Source organism: Gilliamella sp. BG2, from assembly GCF_046635645.1.
Classification (GTDB): domain Bacteria; phylum Pseudomonadota; class Gammaproteobacteria; order Enterobacterales; family Orbaceae; genus Gilliamella; species Gilliamella bombi.
Genome location: NZ_JBIDFF010000010.1, coordinates 73857 through 92199, shown reverse-complemented (window position 1 = coordinate 92199; position 18343 = coordinate 73857). Strand labels below are relative to the sequence as shown.

General features: G+C 32.0%; 21 protein-coding genes and 1 pseudogene. 15 read left to right on the top strand and 7 right to left on the bottom strand.

The features are described 5' to 3' along the window. Positions 1-323: 323 nt before the first annotated feature. Positions 324-659, bottom strand: coding sequence for a YggL family protein (locus ACGH6Q_RS06210; RefSeq protein WP_411578559.1), 336 nt, complete (start codon positions 657-659; stop codon positions 324-326). 55 nt (positions 660-714) lie between these two features. Then, positions 715-1992 (bottom strand): annotated as a pseudogene (gene rhlE, locus ACGH6Q_RS06205) (ATP-dependent RNA helicase RhlE); the annotation flags it as partial. A 300-nt stretch (positions 1993-2292) separates the two neighbouring features. On the opposite strand from rhlE, the gene nikA reads away from it, so the two are divergent. The 6 genes from nikA to ACGH6Q_RS06175 are packed head-to-tail and all read left to right on the top strand — an operon-like array spanning position 2293 to position 8612. Next, on the top strand, positions 2293-3858 hold the full coding sequence (gene nikA, locus ACGH6Q_RS06200; RefSeq protein WP_411592352.1) for a nickel ABC transporter substrate-binding protein: 1566 nt from the start codon (positions 2293-2295) through the stop codon (positions 3856-3858). Positions 3859-3880: 22 nt separating this feature from the next. Next, positions 3881-4825: a nickel/cobalt ABC transporter permease gene (gene opp1B / locus ACGH6Q_RS06195; RefSeq protein ID WP_296300909.1), complete on the top strand. Its 945-nt coding sequence runs from the start codon at positions 3881-3883 to the stop codon at positions 4823-4825. After that, positions 4822-5652, top strand: a complete 831-nt coding sequence (opp1C, locus tag ACGH6Q_RS06190) for a nickel/cobalt ABC transporter permease (RefSeq protein WP_085164092.1) — start codon at positions 4822-4824, stop codon at positions 5650-5652. The genes opp1B and opp1C overlap by 4 nt, the downstream gene beginning before the upstream one ends. Continuing rightward, positions 5649-6503, top strand: a complete 855-nt coding sequence (locus tag ACGH6Q_RS06185) for an ABC transporter ATP-binding protein (RefSeq protein WP_296300912.1) — start codon at positions 5649-5651, stop codon at positions 6501-6503. Before opp1C ends, ACGH6Q_RS06185 begins: the two co-directional genes overlap by 4 nt. Continuing rightward, complete coding sequence (locus ACGH6Q_RS06180) at positions 6504-7283, top strand: ABC transporter ATP-binding protein (protein ID WP_085164094.1); 780 nt, start codon at positions 6504-6506, stop codon at positions 7281-7283. A gap of 3 nt (positions 7284-7286) precedes the next feature. Next, positions 7287-8612 carry an MATE family efflux transporter gene (locus ACGH6Q_RS06175; RefSeq protein ID WP_085164095.1) on the top strand — a complete coding sequence of 442 codons (1326 nt, stop codon included), beginning with the start codon at positions 7287-7289 and terminating at the stop codon, positions 8610-8612. Between the two features lie 155 nt (positions 8613-8767). Here the strand turns inward: ACGH6Q_RS06175 and ACGH6Q_RS06170 are convergent, their stop codons facing one another. The 3 genes from ACGH6Q_RS06170 to ACGH6Q_RS06160 all read right to left on the bottom strand — a co-directional run bounded on the left by ACGH6Q_RS06170 (position 8768) and on the right by ACGH6Q_RS06160 (position 10179). Then, positions 8768-9085 carry an MmcQ/YjbR family DNA-binding protein gene (locus tag ACGH6Q_RS06170; RefSeq protein ID WP_411592350.1) on the bottom strand — a complete coding sequence of 106 codons (318 nt, stop codon included), beginning with the start codon at positions 9083-9085 and terminating at the stop codon, positions 8768-8770. A gap of 189 nt (positions 9086-9274) precedes the next feature. Next, positions 9275-9706, bottom strand: a complete 432-nt coding sequence (locus ACGH6Q_RS06165; RefSeq protein WP_034910507.1) for a hypothetical protein — start codon at positions 9704-9706, stop codon at positions 9275-9277. Positions 9707-9972: 266 nt separating this feature from the next. After that, positions 9973-10179, bottom strand: a complete 207-nt coding sequence (locus ACGH6Q_RS06160) for a hypothetical protein (protein WP_034910630.1) — start codon at positions 10177-10179, stop codon at positions 9973-9975. Between the two features lie 331 nt (positions 10180-10510). Here ACGH6Q_RS06160 and ACGH6Q_RS06155 point away from each other — a divergent pair, with 331 nt between their 5' ends. From ACGH6Q_RS06155 to ACGH6Q_RS06120, 8 genes are all read left to right on the top strand, one after another. Further along, complete coding sequence (locus ACGH6Q_RS06155; protein ID WP_065610358.1) at positions 10511-10768, top strand: transposase; 258 nt, start codon at positions 10511-10513, stop codon at positions 10766-10768. Then, positions 10768-11391, top strand: coding sequence for a DDE-type integrase/transposase/recombinase (locus ACGH6Q_RS06150; protein WP_411592348.1), 624 nt, complete (start codon positions 10768-10770; stop codon positions 11389-11391). Before ACGH6Q_RS06155 ends, ACGH6Q_RS06150 begins: the two co-directional genes overlap by 1 nt. Then, complete coding sequence (locus tag ACGH6Q_RS06145; protein WP_411592355.1) at positions 11345-11452, top strand: integrase core domain-containing protein; 108 nt, start codon at positions 11345-11347, stop codon at positions 11450-11452. The genes ACGH6Q_RS06150 and ACGH6Q_RS06145 overlap by 47 nt, the downstream gene beginning before the upstream one ends. A gap of 158 nt (positions 11453-11610) precedes the next feature. Beyond that, positions 11611-11859, top strand: coding sequence for a hypothetical protein (locus ACGH6Q_RS06140; RefSeq protein ID WP_174798168.1), 249 nt, complete (start codon positions 11611-11613; stop codon positions 11857-11859). Between the two features lie 593 nt (positions 11860-12452). Further along, positions 12453-12773, top strand: coding sequence for a hypothetical protein (locus tag ACGH6Q_RS06135; protein WP_034915866.1), 321 nt, complete (start codon positions 12453-12455; stop codon positions 12771-12773). Positions 12774-13353: 580 nt separating this feature from the next. Beyond that, a complete protein-coding gene (locus tag ACGH6Q_RS06130) occupies positions 13354-13767 on the top strand; it encodes a hypothetical protein (protein ID WP_034915862.1) in 414 nt (137 codons plus the stop codon). 214 nt (positions 13768-13981) lie between these two features. Then, the gene (locus ACGH6Q_RS06125) at positions 13982-14362 is read left to right on the top strand and encodes a DUF805 domain-containing protein (protein ID WP_085166059.1); all 381 of its coding nucleotides are present in this window, start codon (positions 13982-13984) and stop codon (positions 14360-14362) included. A gap of 558 nt (positions 14363-14920) precedes the next feature. Continuing rightward, on the top strand, positions 14921-15358 hold the full coding sequence (locus tag ACGH6Q_RS06120) for a hypothetical protein (RefSeq protein ID WP_174798167.1): 438 nt from the start codon (positions 14921-14923) through the stop codon (positions 15356-15358). 242 nt (positions 15359-15600) lie between these two features. Here the strand turns inward: ACGH6Q_RS06120 and ACGH6Q_RS06115 are convergent, their stop codons facing one another. Beyond that, positions 15601-16182: a hypothetical protein gene (locus tag ACGH6Q_RS06115; RefSeq protein ID WP_174798166.1), complete on the bottom strand. Its 582-nt coding sequence runs from the start codon at positions 16180-16182 to the stop codon at positions 15601-15603. Positions 16183-16315: 133 nt separating this feature from the next. After that, the gene (locus ACGH6Q_RS06110) at positions 16316-16945 is read right to left on the bottom strand and encodes a TetR/AcrR family transcriptional regulator (protein WP_065589788.1); all 630 of its coding nucleotides are present in this window, start codon (positions 16943-16945) and stop codon (positions 16316-16318) included. A gap of 179 nt (positions 16946-17124) precedes the next feature. On the opposite strand from ACGH6Q_RS06110, the gene ACGH6Q_RS06105 reads away from it, so the two are divergent. Then, on the top strand, positions 17125-18333 hold the full coding sequence (locus tag ACGH6Q_RS06105; protein WP_085164729.1) for a Tm-1-like ATP-binding domain-containing protein: 1209 nt from the start codon (positions 17125-17127) through the stop codon (positions 18331-18333). Positions 18334-18343: the final 10 nt, after the last annotated feature.

Genomic DNA, 18343 nt, shown 5'->3' with positions numbered 1-18343 from the left:
GTTAGAAAGGAATTATGCCAGTATGGTATCACTGGCATTTATGTTAATGTGGCTGCCAATGTATTGTTGAGTGATTTATGTACAGCAAAGATCAACAGTCCCTATTAAAAGATATATAAAAATGATCGATATCGTATTTATATTTGGTCACAAATTCGCTTTTCTTTGCTGCTTCTATCGCTTTGAATAAAAAAGGCGTATACTTTTTATCAAGTTTAAAAATAGTACCTTCGTTCATTATATAAGTACTCCTTACCGAAATACTATATTGTACTTGAATAGCCACACCAGTGACTATTTTCTATTTAGAGATCACCAATAGATTAGAATTCTAATTCATCCCACCAAATATCGATAAGTGGGCTAGTTTTAACACTTTTTAGACCGTGTTCGTTTAGCCATTTTGTGACAATGTCACGATGTTCTTCGGTACAATTGCCTAGTTTTTGGGTGCAAATAATCCCTTTCCAATTTAAATAACCACTCCCCTCATAAGCTAAACCATTGGGTTGAATAGCCTCAAGAATAAACTGATCGACAATATTATCTAAAGTTTCTTCAGTTGTACCTTCTTCAAACGACCAACTAACGGTAAAACCTAATTCTTTAAATTCTTCAATGTGTAATTTTTTTCGTAAACGTCTGCTGCGATTTACCATAATAATTTCCTTCTTATTAAATATAAGTTTGCTTATTTTTAGTGTGATTATGTTTATTGGAGGTTTTCACACCATTTTGATTGGATTGCGACGATCGATTTGAAGATGAACTTCTTTTTTTTGCTGGCGCACGCCTTGGTGGCGATTTTTTTACAGGTTCAGCTTTAATTTTTGGATCAACTTCAAACCCTTTGGTTGTTAATTCTGGAATCTTTTTTTTAATTAATTTTTCAATTGCTTTTAATTGTGGCAATTCATCAATGCACACAAGCGAGAGAGCTTGCCCTTGATTCTGCGCTCGACCTGTTCGACCAATACGATGAACATAATCCTCAGCAACTTGAGGGAGCTCATAATTAACAACGTAAGGTAATAACTCTATATCAAGACCTCGAGCGGCAATATCTGTGGCAACCAATGCCCTAATTTGTCCGCTTTTAAAATCAGCTAATGCTTTTGTACGAGCTCCTTGGCTTTTATTCCCATGAATAGCTGCTGATTTAATGCCATCTTTCGTTAATTGTTCCGCTAAATGATTTGCACCATATTTGGTTCGTGTAAAAATTAACACTTGTTGCCACTGATTTTTACCGATTAAATAAGACAGTAGCTCACGCTTACGACGTTTATCAACTCGATGAACATATTGAGTAATTTGATCTGAAGCACTATTGGTTTTTGCTACAGCAACAGATTCAGGTGACTGCAAAATAGATTGAGCCAAAACTTTTATTTCATCCGAAAAAGTTGCCGAAAACATTAAATTTTGCCGTTTTTTAGGTAGCTTGGCAATCACACGACGAATATCATGTATAAATCCCATATCTAACATGCGATCAGCTTCGTCCAACACCAGTATTTTAATCGTTGACAGATCCACCGCATTTTTTTGCTGTAAATCAAGCAATCGCCCTGGTGTTGCAATTAAAATATCCACACCACTGCGCAATTTCATCATTTGCGGATTAATACTCACCCCACCAAAAACTACTAATGAACGAATGGACAAATAACGACTATAATCACGAATATTTTCACCTATTTGCGCAGCCAGTTCGCGCGTTGGGGCTAAAATCAAGGCATATAAAGGACGTTTGCCTTTTTTAGGTTTTGGATTATTAGCTTCTTTTGCTTGCTGTTCAATAAGCTTTTGTAATATTGGTAAACCAAACCCTGCCGTTTTACCTGTTCCTGTTTGTGCACTCGCCATAAGGTCTTTACCAGATAAGATTACAGGTATAGCTTGTTGTTGAATGGGAGTTGGATCGGTATAGTTTTGTTCTTGAATTGCTTTTAAAATCTCAGTATCTAAACCAAGAGAGCCAAATGACATGAAATGTATCCTAAATAAATAAAAAATAAATTATTCATATGTATTATAAAGCAATTCAATAATATTTGTTTGATTATTTTGTAAATTTACTTATCGACTATTATGTATACTAATCCAAATTTTAAAATATTACACAAATCTTTACTTAAAATTATTGGAGCACCTTTAATATATAAATATGTTATAAAAAAGAGTATTGATTTGAATTGTGTTTACCTATTAAGATAGATAAATGATATTTATTATCATTTGCAATTATGTTAATATTTGACTCTTTAATAATAATTTACTGGATTAAACATGCTTTTAAACTTTAGCCACATTAAAAAGTTATTAATTGTCTCAATTTTATCGCTTTTTAGCTTTAATTGTTTTGCAAAAGATGATATCACTTTTGCAAACTTCCGAGATATACGCGATTTGAATCCACACCTTTATGGAGGTGAAATGTGGGCTCAAAATATGCTCTATGAGTCGCTTGTTCATTATAATCAAGATGGCACATTTTCTCCTTGGCTTGCCGAAAGCTGGGCTATTACAAACCAAGGAAAAACCTATACGTTTAAACTGAGAAAAGATGTTACCTTTAGTGATGGTATTAAATTCGATGCTCACAGTGCAAAATTAAACTGGGATGCAGTCCTGTCAAATAAAGTGCGCCATACATGGCTTGAAATGGTACGTTTAATTACTGAAGTCAAAGCGGTAGATGATTATACTCTTCAAGTTAATCTGTCAGAGCCTTACTACCCGTTTTTGATTGAAATTGCAGTAACCAGACCCATGCGCTTTATTTCACCGAATTCAATGATCGATGGTGAAACAAAAAATGGCGTTAAATCTTATATTGGTACAGGCCCTTATATTTTAGGTGATCATAAAAAAGATCAGTATGCTGTTTTTAACGCAAATCCTAACTATTGGGGTGAGCAACCAAAACTGAAAACTGTTACCATGAAAGTTATAGCAGACAACCAAAGCCGTTTAATGGCACTTGAAAAAGGTGAAATTGATTTAATTTATGGTAAAAATATGGTGGATGCCGATTCATTTGAACGGTTTTCAGAAATTGATAAATTTCAAACATTAATGTCAAAACCTGTATCAAGCCGTATCGTATTGATGAATACCACTCGACCCGCTTTAAGCGATGCTAATGTGCGCCGAGCAATCGAACATATCATAAATAAAAAAGATATTTCGGAAGGTATCTTCAATGGTAGCGAAGCGCCAGCTGATACATTAATGGCTACTAATATTCCTTATGCAAATATTGGGTTAAAACCTTACGAATATAATATTAAATTAGCCGAAGAACTACTTGATAAAGCAGGTTGGCTAAAACAAAAAGGTCAGAATTACCGTCAAAAAGATGGCAAATCATTTGAAATAACTCTTTATTATGATAGCAATACTGCATCTCAAAAAACTATCGCACAATATATGCAAGATGAGTTTGAACAGGTTGGTTTAAAACTTAACATTCATGGAGAAGAAGAACAAGGTTATCGTGATCGCCAAAAAGCTGGTGATTTTGATATGGTATTTGATATTTCTTGGGGAATGCCTTATGACCCACAATCTTTTATGTCTGGCATGAAATTACCAGTATATGGTGATTATATGGCACAACAAGGATTGAAAGAGAAAGCTCAAATTGATGCAAGCATTAGTAAAGCATTAATTTCAACTGATGAAAAAGAACGTCAAGATCTTTACCGTTATGTGCTTGAAACATTGCATAACCAAGCGGTCTATATTCCGTTAACTTATGAACGCAACCGAGCTATCGCCATAAAATCACTAAAAGGTATTGAATTTGCTCCTTCGCAGTTTGACATTCCCTTTGAGAAAATGCATTTTTAATTTATTTTGTTAGTTAGTAATAATGTTAAATTACTTTTTTAAACGTTTAATTATGATGATACCGATTATTATCGGTATCTCGTTTATCGCTTTTCTACTTATTAATTTAGCCCCTTCTGATCCTGCTGAAGTAGCATTACGTTTAAATGAAATTATGCCCACGCCTGATGCTATTGAAAGTATGCGCCTAGAGTTAGGTTTAAATGAACCATTTTGGAACCGTTACATCAGTTGGTTATATAACGTTTTTCAACTTGATTTTGGTCGTTCTTTTGTACATCGAGATAGGCTAGTATTAGATGAGATCATTCGAAGCTTACAACCAACACTGCTTTTAGCATTATCTTCATTTATTTTTACGTTGATTATTAGTCTGATCTTAGGCATTTTATGTGCCATTTTTGTTAATTCAGTTTTTGATCATATTTTACGTATTATAATTTTTTTAGGCACGGCTATGCCGAGCTACTGGCTTGGGCTTTTATTTATCTGGTTTTTTGCTAATTATTTAGATTTACTTCCAACTAATGGATATGGCACATGGCAAAATCTAATCCTACCAACTTTAACGCTATCATTCGTTTATATTTCAACCTATATTCGTTTTATTCGTAATAACATGCTAGAAAACATGCGTAACTACTCCGTTTTTTATGCACGTAGCCGAGGACTAAAAGAACGAACAATTATTCTTAAGCATGTATTAATCAATTCGTTACATACCACTATTACCGCATTAGGGATGACAATTCCGCAATTAATTGCTGGCTCATTTGTGGTTGAATATATATTTTCCTGGCCAGGACTTGGACGGTTATGTATTGCAGCTATTATGAATCGAGACTACCCCGTTATCCAAGCTTATATTTTAATTATGGCAATATTATTTGTGGTATGTAATTTTATTGTCGATGTTATTCAGCATTTACTAGATCCTCGTTTACGTGATAATGGTGGTTTGTCATGAATGTACTTAAGCAGGTTTGTAAAAATAAAACTGCATTATGTTGTTTAATTATCATTGCAACTATCATTATATTAGGTATTTTAGCCCCTTATATTGCACCATTTGATCCCAATAAAGTACGTATTATTCGTAAATACGCCCCAATGTCTGCTCAGCATTGGTTAGGTTGTGATCATCTTGGACGTGATATTTTTTCAAGACTACTTTATGGCATTCGCTCCACGTTATTTTTGTCATTATTAACCATGATTATTACCATTGTTATTGGTGCAATAATTGGCCTAATTTCAGGTTATAAACGAGGTAAACTTGACGAGTGTATTATGCGTTTATGCGATATTATGCTCTCTTTTCCTAGCCAAGTAATGATTCTTGCTATTGTAGGCGTACTTGGTGTGGGTATTGAGAACGTTATTATTGCCAATATTATGGTCAAATGGGCTTGGTATAGTCGTATGATTCGCAGCTCGGTTATCAAATATAGCCGTAAAAACTATATTTTATTTTCCCGAGCAATTGGCGCACCACATTCATTTATTATTCGCCGTCACTTATTACCAAATGTAATGTCAGAGTTAGTTGTGTTAGCCACACTAGATACTGGTTGGGTAATTTTAAATATTTCAGCTTTATCTTTCATAGGGCTTGGCATACAAGCACCAACTCCAGAATGGGGACTAATGCTAAGTGAAGCAAAAAACGTTATGATGCAGCATCCTATGCAAATGCTCTACCCCGGAATTGCAATATTAATTGTGGTTGCTGCATTTAATATGCTTGGCGATTGTTTACGTGACATTCTTGATCCTAAGGAAAAAACAGCATGAATAATAAATTACTTGAGGTTAAGAATCTTACTGTAACACTGGATAATGGCAAAACACTGCTTAACGATATCTCCTTTTGCCTTGAGCATCATCAATGTTTAGGTATTGTGGGCGAAAGTGGCTGCGGTAAAAGTTTAACTAGCAAAGCTATTATCGGTTTATTAGAGCCCTACTTTTCGGTTCAAGGCAAAGTTTTATTTAACCCTAAACAGTCTAAAATAGCATTACAATCAAATGGTGATTTATTAAAACAAAACCATGAAACATTACGCCATATTCGTGGCAATGCTATTTCGGCTATACTACAGCATCCAATGAATGCTTTTGATCCGCTTTATTGTATTGGCAATCAAGTGGTTGAAACGTTATTGGCACATCTGACAATTAGTAAAAAACAAGCTATTGAAAAAACATTAACTATGATTGCTGACATTGGTCTTAATGATCCAAAACAAATCTTTAAGAAATACCCGCATCAGTTAAGTGGTGGCATGTTACAACGAATCATGATCGGAATAGCATTAATGCTTGAACCTGAATTAATTATTGCCGATGAACCAACCACAGCGTTGGATTCTATTAGTCAACTTCATATTCTGCAATTATTAAAAAATATCAAACAAAAATCGAAAACAGCAATGATATTTATCTCGCATGATTTAAGTGTTATTCACCATATCGCTGATCATATTATTGTAATGAATCAAGGCCAGATTATAGAACAAGGTAGTTGCGATCATATTTTTTATCATTCTAAAAATGATTATACACGTTACTTAATTGATACTCGTAAACAGTTATTAGCCAAATTTAACGCCGTTATCCACCCAAATAGATTGGAGACTATCTAAATGACGCCGTTATTACAAATTAATAATCTCAAAAAATCTTTCTTACAACCTAATCAAGGTTTATTTAATCGCAAAAAAACGCCAATTATTAAAGATGTTTCTTTGTCTTTATACCAAGGCGAATGTTTAGGTATTGTAGGAGAAAGCGGAAGCGGTAAAAGTACACTTGGAAAACTAATTTTGGGGCTTGAAAAACCTGATAGTGGCAAAATTTATTTTAATGGGCAAGATATAGGACAACGTGCATGGCGAAAATCTCCAATGCGACGAGAAATAAGCGCTGTGTTTCAAGACTACAACACTTCAGTTAACCCTTATTTTACCGCTGCTGAAATTATTGCCGAACCCATTTATATTTATGACAAACTTACTGCAAGCCTACTTAAAAAGCGAGTAATTGAACTATTAGAACAAGTAGGATTAAATGAATCATTTTATCATCGATTTCCCCACGAAATGAGTGGTGGACAATTACAACGTATCTGTATTGCACGAGCAATTGCCTGTTCACCTAAATTTGTTTTATTTGACGAGGCAGTAAGTTCACTTGATATTACTGTTCAAACTCAAGTTTTATCGTTATTAGTTGATCTGCAAAAACAGTTAAATTTAACAACCATTTTTATTACACATGATTTAGCGACTATCACTTATCTTTGCGATCGGGTGATCTTCTTTTATCAAGGACAGATTGTCGAACAAGTTGATAAAATAGCCAATTTAAATCAGGTTAATAATGTTTACTCTAAACAACTTCTTAAATCTATTTTAGGTTTTTAAATTATGGCAACTCAATCTATCGTTAATAAACAATATCGTTTTAAAGATTACTTAGCGCTAGTTATTCCGTTTATTATTTCAACTATTACAACTCCATTACTGGGCGTGGTCGATACCGCATTGGTTGGACATTTACCCAATCCAGCCTTTATTGCAGGCATTGCTGTTGGCGCTGTTATTTTTAATACTATTTATTGGCTTTTTGGCTTTTTACGAGTTAGTACCACTGGTTTTGCAGCACAAGCATTAGATGACCCGTTACTGTTGCGAGCATCTTTAATTCGCCCTTTATTTATAGCTATATTTTTAGGAATTATTTTTATTATTTTTCAACAGATGATATTTTCTTCCTCAATGCACATTATCAAACCTAATGAAGAAGTAAAGCATTACGCGGATATTTATTTCTCTGTCTTAATTTGGGGAGCACCGTTTGTCCTTATCAACTACGTTTTAGTTGGTTGGTTAATGGGAATGTCTAAAGTAAAGGCTGTGCTATTTCTACAAGTATTAATTAATCTGCTTAATATTATTATGGCAGTAATTTTTGTTTGGGGCTTTCATTGGAATGTGCAGGGAGTTGCCTTTGCAACACTAATTGCTCAAATAATTTGTACTTTGTTAGGCATTTGGTTTATTTATCGTAATTTACCGAAATCCAATCAACAAACTGATTTAAAATCGATACTATCTTGGCAATCATTAAAAGGAGTGATTTTAGTTAATACCAATTTGATGATTCGTACCATTTGTTTATTAATCGTTACCAACCATTTTATCTCGATTGGTTCGAGTTTTAGCACCGAAGTGTTAGCTGCTAATGCCGTTTTGTTTCAAATTCACTATTTAATGGCTTATTTGTTTGACGGGTTTGCCAATGCCTCAAGCGTATTTAGCGGTAAGGCGAAAGGTACTAAAGATATTAAGTTATATAATCAAACCTTACATTGGTCACTGCAAGCTTGTATTATTTGTCCTCTAATATTAATTGCTTTATGGTTTGGATTTAATACAACAATTATTAAATTATTAACCAATCAAACCGAAATCATCACAATCTGTTTGCAATATCAATATTGGCTTACTATCTTTCCTATTGTGGTTGCTGGTGGTCTTATTTATTATGGCGTTTTTTCTGGGATCAGTTACACTTCTTCTATTCGTGATTCTATGATTCTTGCCTTAATTTTATGGCTGATATCACAATATATCTGTGTACCAATATGGGGAAATAATGGATTATGGCTTTCTTATATTTTATTTAGCTTAGGTAGAACTTTATTTTTAGTAATGTGGGTAAAAAATTCTAAAAGATATATACTAAACTAAATAACCAATTATCTTTTAAAAGTCTAAAGTATTTATACCGTTCAAAGCATTAATTAGATAGTTATATAAAAGATAATACAAAGCTTTTGTTTCTGAATTAACCTGTTGTGTAAGCAACTATACCATTTTATATTTTTTAAAATATATCATATATTTTAAATAGTTAAATCATAACTATGGTTTAATAAACTTACGATTTGTTCAAACGGCACAGAACCGTCGAGCATTATTGTGATCCAGTGATTTTTATTCATATGATATGCGGGTAATATATCTGAATTAATTTTTATTATAGAAATTAATTCAGGATCAGATTTAACATTAATTATTTCCACCATATCTTTTGAATTTAGACCTAACTTATTCTTTTCCACTGACATAATTAACCCCAACCATTTAGCATTAGTTTTATGTCTAATAACCTGATAGTTAGGGTAATTTTCAAAAGTATGGTCAATTTGAATATCGTTCAAAGTATGAGCATATTCAATTAATTTATTCTTAAGGCTTATTGTTATTTTTCTTTTTCAATTCACCCAATCTAATACAATAATATAAACAGCTTATTTAATATATAACATGCTAATTAAGCCTTATAAAATCACTGTTATACATAATAATATCAAAATAAGGTGTCAACAATAGCTATAAATTTAACCTATTTATTTTTGTTCTTTACAAATTTCATCTATTGATAACGTTGCTGGCACATTACGATCATCATTGAATTGAAAACGAAATAAAAACCGAATATCATAAGCACGTAATACTTCAATCACGTCTTGCTTATTACAAAATTGAGCATTAAGCCCAAGCCTGATATTTTCTGTAATGTCTACTATTGATACACTTTGGCTATCGGTCGGCATATTATATTCAAAAACAATATTATTAAGGTTACCAAAAATGTTAGTTATTTCATAACCCGCATCCACTTTAACCGGAAATTCGCCACCTTCACCTAATATCGACCTTTTTGCACTATCAGCAAAAGCTTTAGTTATGTTTGCTGATGGTGGTAATTCAGCACTATACGCATTCGAAATTGTAAAAAGAGCAGAAAGTAACACTGCCAATTTCATTAGCTTTTTCACTTTAATATTCCTTACTTTTAGATTTAACAGTCATATTGATTTTATTATAAAAAACATCTAAATGAAAAACAAATCAAATAAATTCACAACAAAATAAGCGGTTTATAAAATAACTATATGAAAGAATTGATATTTATACTTAATAGTCATATCGTTATACATACGTCACAATTAATTGCTGACAACTAAAAAATATCATTTTAAATCGATACAATCAAAAAAGGTAACCATATTGGCTACCTTTTAATAGTATTAACTGAATAAAATTACTTTTTATGTGGATGAGGATCTTTAACTGAATCACCCTGTCCAGACATAATATACCAACCATTTTTGCTGTGCGGTTTTTTATTATAATCAGGGCAAGGAGGTAACGATTTCTTACTTTGGTTAGAATAAATATAGCCACAGTCAGCGCACTTATAAGTGCCAGACGAAACATCACTACCGTATGGAGCAAATTTTTGTACCATTATAAGTCCTCCTAATAAATTAGTGATAAACCCAATGCTTATCACTGTTATATCTAAACGCTGATTTAAGAAAAAAGCAAGTGTAGTTTTTTAAAAATTGCTCAATAAACAAGTCTTTTTAGGTGATATAAAAACCATCAGGTATGGTATTGATTTTATTAAATTTTTATTTATCAGTTGCCAAGCTGTTGGTTAATATTTCTAATTCTACAGATATATCTGAAATAGAAATCAAACAAGTTGTGTAACTATCCCCTAAGTAACTATCCCCTAAAATAGTACAACAAAAAAGTAGAAAATTCTCTATGATAAAAGAAAAGGGGATTTAATTATGAAAAAAATGACTGAACATCAAATCGTGGCTATTTTAAAAAAAGCTGAAGCGGGTATTCCCGTTAAAGAACTGTGCCGTAAATATGGCATGGGTAATTCAACTTTCTATAAATGGCGAGAAAAATACGGCGGAATGGAAACTTCGGATATCAAACGCTTAAAAGAGCTGGAGGCTGAAAACCGCAAGCTTAAGCAGATGTTTGCCGAACTGAGCTTAAAATCTCAGCTGCAGGAAGAAATCATAAAAAAACTTTAGTGCCCACAAAGGCACGTAAAACGTGGGCACAGCAACTACAACAAAATCATTCAGTTACTATTGCTATGAGTTGTGCCATTGTTGGCTTAAGCCGTTGTGCTTACTATTATCAACCTAAGTTACAGGATGATTCGGTGATTGTTTCGGTGTTGAATGCTATCACAGACCGGCATTTACGCTGGGGCTTTCCTAAATGCTTTAATCTTATCAAAAAGCTCGGCTATAAATGGAATCATAAACGGGTGTATCGGGTGTATTGCCAATTAAAGCTTAATCTCAGGATAAAGCGTAAACAGCGCATTCCTCCACGAAGCCCAGAAAGGCTATCAGCACCCAATAAACAAGGTGAATGCTGGTCAATGGATTTTATGTGTGACAGTAGTCGTAATCAACGTCGCTTTAGAACATTCAATGTCATCGATGACTTTAATCGTGAGGCGTTAGGGATTGATATTGCAGTAAGCTTACCAGCAGGAAGGATTACCCGCTACTTAGATAAACTGGCTGAATATCATGGGTATCCATTAAAAATACGGGTCGATAATGGGCCAGAATTCACCGGAAACACGTCTACTAATTGGGCAAAAACATGGTATAATTATAGATTACATCAAACCCGGTAGCCCTTATCAAAATGGCTATATTGAACGATTTATAACACCGAAAGACCGCATGAGACATTAAATAACATGACACCGATTGAGTATAAAACACTAAAACAAGCAGCTTAATTTTCTACGTGAGTTGTATACTAAGTTTGGGATATTTACAATATCATTCCATCGTATCCAATGTATGTAAAAGATTATCAGGTTTCTCTATCAAAAAAAGGTACTAGATTAATGAGTATTATATTTCCTGATTGGTATGACGATTTGTATCAATTTGAATGCGAATCTAAAGGTGTTATATTGAATTTTGAAATTACAGTAAATGGAAATACACGCACGTTCAATTTTTATGATCCGATACGGTTTATTCAAGATATGGAAGATGAAATAGCTGATATAGGATATTTTAAAGATGAATATGCTGTAGTTCTTAAAAAAGTAACAAAAGACAACATTATCAAATATTTATTGTCAATTTGATTTGTATGCTCGGATAACCATGATATTTGACCAGTTTATCTAGATAGTAAATAACACTACCAGCTGATAAGCTCACCGTAATATCAATATCTAATACTTCTCTTTTAAAGTCATCAATAATTACGTACTAAAACAACGTTAGCTTCGACTTCTATCATCCAAATTCATTGACCAACATTCACCTTGTTTGTTGGATAACGATTACTTTTCTAGTGTTCGAGGTAGAGTACGCTTTTTACGCTTTATTTGAAAATTAAGTTTTAACTCACAATACACCCAATAAACACGTTTGCAACTCTATTTATAGCGAGCTTTCCGATACAATAAAAAATTTCGGCCCACCAGCGTAAATGTTTTTCAGCTATATCACTTAATATCAAAATAATCATTGAATCATCCAATAATTTAGTTGGATAATAGTAAGTACAACGACTTAATACCACAATAGCGCGACTGATAGTAATTGATTTACAAGGATAATTATGGGACATTTTATCTTTAGAAAAATCTAAGATATATTCAATTTTGATGGTACACTTAATGAATAATAAAAAAATCCACAGTAGCAAAAAGAAAGAACCCGAATTGTTGAAATGAACTTACATATAAAAAATAAAATGTTACAAAATAAAGATGATTCAATTAAAGATACTTTTTGCTATTTATTATTTGAGATAGGTTTTTTTCATGCCAATCTAATTGAAATTACAATAAAAAATGCAGAAGAATATCTATATCTAGTTAAAAATGATATTGATATAAAAAACCTTTTAATTTGGATTTGTCAATGTGTAGACCAATGTTTCATTTCTCACCATGATAAGGATGATTATTATACTATAAAAAACTATTCTTCTGAAATTGAAAGCAAATGGAATAATGGCTGGAAACCAAGAATACAATCATTAATTTAAAAATTATAAAATATCAAAAAGTTACATCATAATTTAGTAATTTACATTACTACTCTTATTCCAACTAAAACAACTGTCCAGAAAAACTGACCGATGCAAATAGAGAAATACTGTCAGAATGTAGCTATCAGCTTTGAAGTAAGCACATTAAGGAAATTGGACAGGAATCCATAGAGCAACACCTCAGATATTAGGGACAATATTTAGACAAATAAACTGGCTTACATTACAATAATTTCAGATACAATGATCTGGAAATAGAACGCTTTATTCTGGCAAACCTGATTAGATTATTAGGTGGCTTGAATCTGTGTGCACCTAATGAATTTTAATTAGGTTTTGGTCTATTGTTGGGGAATTGTAATAAATCATAGATAATTAGAAGTAAAATATGCAGTGAACTAAATGCAAAAAGGCTCTTGTAACTGTACAAAATAAAACAGGTACAAAGGAACGTATCATTAGGATGATTTTAGTTGGAATGCGAAAATTGGAGCTCAGAATTCTAATGGCACGCATTTGCAGATTTATACCTATAGCGATCCTATGGCGGTGAAATTATTAGGATATTTTATTAATTATGAATAAGAGAAAATACAATAATCCTTACCATCCATTTCCCTATGAAATGAAAGGTCAATTCTTTGAAAGATTGGAAGAAAATAAAACTCGTTTTATTGAGATTTATTCTATTGAATATGAGAAACCTGAGGAAGAAGATGACGAATGGGAATTTTCCTTGTATTCACTTTATATAGATCAACTTATAAGACCAATAATAGATGAGAAAGAAGTGTTTTTTTTATATAAGCTGCGTACATATTATGCAGACCCCACATTAACGGATAATAATAGTGCATTCAATCAATCTATAACTTCATTTGAACAATATGTTTTTTCTAATTTCGATGAGTTATTAGAATATGTTGAACAACGATGGAGAATAGGATTAAGTGATTTTGTTCCAATTAATGAAACACATATACCTTATTGAAAAATAAATTGATAATACCTATAAGTAATACAAACTAATTATAAATAACAATATTACCAAAACCAAAAAATAATAGTGGCAGGCATTTAATTGATGAAAATCAATTTTATTAAATTATTCTAGCTATTTCTATTACATTATCAATATAAAATATTTGATATAACGTTTAATTTATTATATATTTACAAATATTTTAATAAATAAGGAGTATTAAGTGTTAAGTAAAGCAATTAATTCATGGCTTGATGGCTATAGAAAAATGTTTCGTTATAAAGGACGTTCAACTCGTAGTGAGTTTGGATTTTTTATTCTTATTCAATGTATATTAGTATGGCTCTCTTTTGTACTGCTATTCAGTATGGACAAAATATTACCAAGTACTATATTAGGAATCTGTGTAATGTTAATTTTTATCGTTACTTTTCTTACAATATTGTCTTACAATGTTAGACGATTACATGATATAGGTACAAGCGGTCTGTGGTGTTTTGTTTATCTTCTCTGTCCAGGAGCTATAATAGGTGCATCTTTAATAATAAAACCAACTTCAGGAGAAAACCAATACGGACCTAACCCAAGAATATTGTCAAATTAGTAAAATACTCCTTCACTCCGCATGGTGAAGGGAGTACAATTTCCCCTATATTCAGCTCTTTGTTCTTAACTATTTTATCTACCTCTCTTATTCTCAGTTTTAACATAACTTTCAACTAACATTTTAATGATTATAAATATCCTATTTTTAGTACAAAACTAACGTAGATAATGATATTGTTTATTTTCGTGTTTTATATTCAATAAATGCCATATTTAATACATCTTCCTAAAAATGAGCCCAGTCACAGTGACTTAGAAAACCAATATTACAGTGCCGGTTTCAAACAGTGATTGTTACAATATGGACTAAGGCAAAGTATGAGTCGAAGATGAAGCTGCTTTGATAATGCGGTTGTTGAAAACTTTTTCATATACTCACCCCCATATTATTCATGATTGTTACTATAAAAACAGGAAGCTGACTAACAAAGCACTATTTGAATATATTGAAATCTATTATAATTATATACATCATCAAGGTGGGCTCTGTCTAATATTTTGGTGAGAATCTAATTAATTGAATTGGTTAAATTTTTAAAAATACTGGAGAAAATAAATGGATTTAACTGATTTTCTTAGGACTGGGATATATTTGGGATTAAAAGTAGAGTTACCAGAGAAAGAAATATATTCTATTTTTCAAAAAAAAGATTTGGGTAAAAAATATTATTTTGATAAATTTAAAAAAAGTGAAGGTTTTTCTTATTTTTACGATTCACTGGAAATAATGGTTGTTAATTCCAAGATATATTCAATAGGATTTGATTTAGCTCGTCATCCAGTTACTTTATTGAATAATATAATCATATATTCTGAAACAAGTTTTGAACTTATTATGAAATATCTTGATATTGCTGATATAAATTGGTCTTTTGAAAAACAATATTGTTATAGTCGCGAATTAACAATCAAAACCGAAGGAAATGTTTTAATTGGTTGTGTATATAATAAAGGCAATTATTGGCTATCAAAATTCAAAACATTCAAAAAGTAAAAGGGGATTTTCTACTTTTTGACTGTACTATTTAAGGGAATAGTTACAATTGCAAAGATGAGTTAATAGCCAAAGCAGAAGCAATTGGTGTCTATGATTAATGCCGACAAGTTAAGGGATTTATTAATATTTATAATACAGGTAATCCCATAAATCGATTTTGTGGAAAACGCCTAATGATATTTTTAAAGGATCATTTCAACCATGGAGAGTAAACTTGCCGATGTTTTTCTACAGACTTTTTAGCAAGGACCAATTAAGCAACCAACCATCGCCATAGGAATAAAAATTGGAAATATAATCAAACCAATCATATCGCCCTGGATGTCAATATCTGATTCTTTTTTATGATTTGATTTAACAAATACAGTAATTGATTCTGGTAATAAATATTGATCAGATAATGTATTGGATTGCTTATAGAAGTTTCCTTTGGTTTTAAATAGAACTTGATAATAACCATCTCTCAAAATCGATTTTGATTTATATTTCGCTAATAATTTTTTATTGTTTAAGGCTTTTACCTCAGGAATAAAATTACTATATTGAGCAACAATTTCATCACTTAAATTTTCTTGATAAAATGTAATTGATACACTTTCAATATCATCTTTATTTTCAGCTAAAAAATCATGGTAGCTTTTAAGTTCTAGTATGGCTTCGGGACTAGTAAATTGATATGAGTATTCCTTTGATTCAGCAATAATCCCTACACTTTTTTCAACTTTTAATTTTATAATTGTGTCATTACTAGGCAAAATTTGCGTTTGCTTATTTGCACAACCACAAAGACAAAAAATAAAGATAAAAACAAGTTTTTTCATTAGGGTTTTCCTACTTCAAATATTTAGATAAGGATGAATCATTATTTTATGTTATCCCATTTTCTGTAAACTTATTGATTTTTTTAATATACAAGAATAAGTAAAATTAAAGAATAGACTTTTTGAGCTCCAATCAAATTTTCGATGCTTCTTGTTTGGCTTGATGAATGATGGCTTTAGCTATCCATTGCGATAGTGATATTACATTTTGATCATCAAGTCCCCAGATATCCTTGAGTACCATAAATATTTCAGAACCGTAAATAATTGAAATAGCATAAACTACTTTATCATAAAGCTCATTTGGTAGTTCAGCTTTGAGTGGGGATAATATTGTTGTAAGAGTTTCTTTACGATTACCTCGTACCAATTTTTCGGTTTGTGGTGATAATGATGACCGTTCTGTTGCCCACTGTTGTAATGAAACCCTTAATGCTGCACGTAGCGCCCCTTCATGCTTTAGCATTTGAGGAAAAGCAAAAGCTAAAAAATCATTAATACGTTCTTCTGCATTTTGTTTTTTTGATTGCCAACTAAAAATAGGTTCTAATGAACTTTCTACCACAGCTGTAATTAGAGCACTTTGTGTTGGAAAATAGCGGTATGCTGTTGCTCTGGATATACCCGATTTATCAGCAAGTTCAGTTATGGTAAGCTCACAGCCTTGTTCTAATGCTTCTAATGCAATATTAATTAAACGCTCATAAGTCCGTTTTTTTACGCCAACATATGTTGGGTGCGATACTAAAGTTTTCTGAGTCATTAAGAATATATTTAATTTATCGTAATTTTAAATATGATACTGCATTTTAATAAATTAGTTAAAATTTATCATTTCCTAAAAAAATGAGACTTAAATCTCATTTTTGATATATAATGTATGACAATTAATCACCCTTTTGTTACAAATATTTACCTAATTAACTCATTTAGGAGTAATAAATGGCATCAACTAGTACAATTTATTTGGTTACTACATTAGACACCAAAGGGCAAGAAATCGTTTATATTAAAAATATTCTTGATTTAAAAAATCTCAACTGCAAAATTATTGATGTTTCTACACAATCTCATCAATTTAATCATTTAGCAACTATCACAGCAGAAACCGTCGCTAGTTACCATCCAGACGGTAAACAGGCTGTTTTTTGTGGCGATAGAGGTAAAGCAATTGTTGCAATGGCTGAAGCTTTCAAATTGTTTCTGATGACTCAAAACGATGTAGAAGCCATACTAGGTTTAGGTGGTTCGGGAGGAACTGCATTAATTACTCCAGCCATGCAATCATTAGCTGTAGGAATTCCTAAACTAATGGTATCAACAATGGCATCTGGTGATATTTCTGGTTATATCGGTGCAAGTGATATTGCAATGATGTATTCGGTTACTGATATTGCTGGAATTAATGTCATATCTAGGAAAGTTTTAACCAATGCAGCTAATTTTATTGCTGGCTCAATTCTATTTAAAACCCAAGATACGATTGAAGATAAGCCTGCAATTGGTTTAACTATGTTTGGTGTCACAACTAAATGTGTTCAATCTGTATCAACTAAATTAAACGGGCAATATGATTGTTTGGTTTTTCATGCAACAGGCAGTGGTGGCAAAGCAATGGAAAAACTAGCTGATAGCCATTTATTGCACGGTGTGCTTGATATTACAACAACGGAAGTATGTGATTATTTATTTGGCGGTGTTTTAGCCTGCGATGAAGATCGTTTTGGTGCCATTGCAAGAAGCCAAGTACCTTATATTGGATCGTGTGGTGCACTTGATATGGTAAATTTTGCAAGCCCTGATACTATTCCTCAAAAATATCAAGATCGCCTATTTTATCCACATAATCCACAAGTGACATTAATGCGAACAACGCCAGAAGAAAATCAAAAAATGGCTAATTGGATAGCAAATAAACTTAATCAATGCCAAGGTTATGTCACTTTTATTATTCCTGAAGGTGGTTTTTCTGCTTTAGATATTGAAGGTGGTGCTTTTTGGTCACCAAAAGCAAATCAAGCATTTATTGATGAATTTGAAAAAACCTTTATCCAAACTCAAAAAAGAAAGTTAATAAAAACCCCTTATCATATAAACTCACCGCAGTTTTGTGATCTTATCATCAATGAATTTACAAAAATAATGAAATAAATATTTGGAG

Bases quoted from the DNA above. Each gene is read 5' to 3' on its own strand.
- ACGH6Q_RS06115 (WP_174798166.1), bottom strand. From the start codon at position 16,182: ATGAAAAAACTTGTTTTTATCTTTATTTTTTGTCTTTGTGGTTGTGCA.
- ACGH6Q_RS06180 (WP_085164094.1), top strand. From the start codon at position 6,504: ATGACGCCGTTATTACAAATTAATAATCTCAAAAAATCTTTCTTACAA.
- ACGH6Q_RS06140 (WP_174798168.1), top strand. From the start codon at position 11,611: ATGAGTATTATATTTCCTGATTGGTATGACGATTTGTATCAATTTGAA.
- ACGH6Q_RS06175 (WP_085164095.1), top strand. From the start codon at position 7,287: ATGGCAACTCAATCTATCGTTAATAAACAATATCGTTTTAAAGATTAC.
- ACGH6Q_RS06130 (WP_034915862.1), top strand. From the start codon at position 13,354: ATGAATAAGAGAAAATACAATAATCCTTACCATCCATTTCCCTATGAA.
- ACGH6Q_RS06110 (WP_065589788.1), bottom strand. From the start codon at position 16,945: ATGACTCAGAAAACTTTAGTATCGCACCCAACATATGTTGGCGTAAAA.
- ACGH6Q_RS06105 (WP_085164729.1), top strand. From the start codon at position 17,125: ATGGCATCAACTAGTACAATTTATTTGGTTACTACATTAGACACCAAA.
- opp1B (WP_296300909.1), top strand. From the start codon at position 3,881: ATGTTAAATTACTTTTTTAAACGTTTAATTATGATGATACCGATTATT.
- ACGH6Q_RS06120 (WP_174798167.1), top strand. From the start codon at position 14,921: ATGGATTTAACTGATTTTCTTAGGACTGGGATATATTTGGGATTAAAA.
- ACGH6Q_RS06160 (WP_034910630.1), bottom strand. From the start codon at position 10,179: ATGGTACAAAAATTTGCTCCATACGGTAGTGATGTTTCGTCTGGCACT.
- ACGH6Q_RS06155 (WP_065610358.1), top strand. From the start codon at position 10,511: ATGAAAAAAATGACTGAACATCAAATCGTGGCTATTTTAAAAAAAGCT.
- opp1C (WP_085164092.1), top strand. From the start codon at position 4,822: ATGAATGTACTTAAGCAGGTTTGTAAAAATAAAACTGCATTATGTTGT.
- ACGH6Q_RS06185 (WP_296300912.1), top strand. From the start codon at position 5,649: ATGAATAATAAATTACTTGAGGTTAAGAATCTTACTGTAACACTGGAT.
- nikA (WP_411592352.1), top strand. From the start codon at position 2,293: ATGCTTTTAAACTTTAGCCACATTAAAAAGTTATTAATTGTCTCAATT.
- ACGH6Q_RS06210 (WP_411578559.1), bottom strand. From the start codon at position 659: ATGGTAAATCGCAGCAGACGTTTACGAAAAAAATTACACATTGAAGAA.
- ACGH6Q_RS06135 (WP_034915866.1), top strand. From the start codon at position 12,453: ATGAACTTACATATAAAAAATAAAATGTTACAAAATAAAGATGATTCA.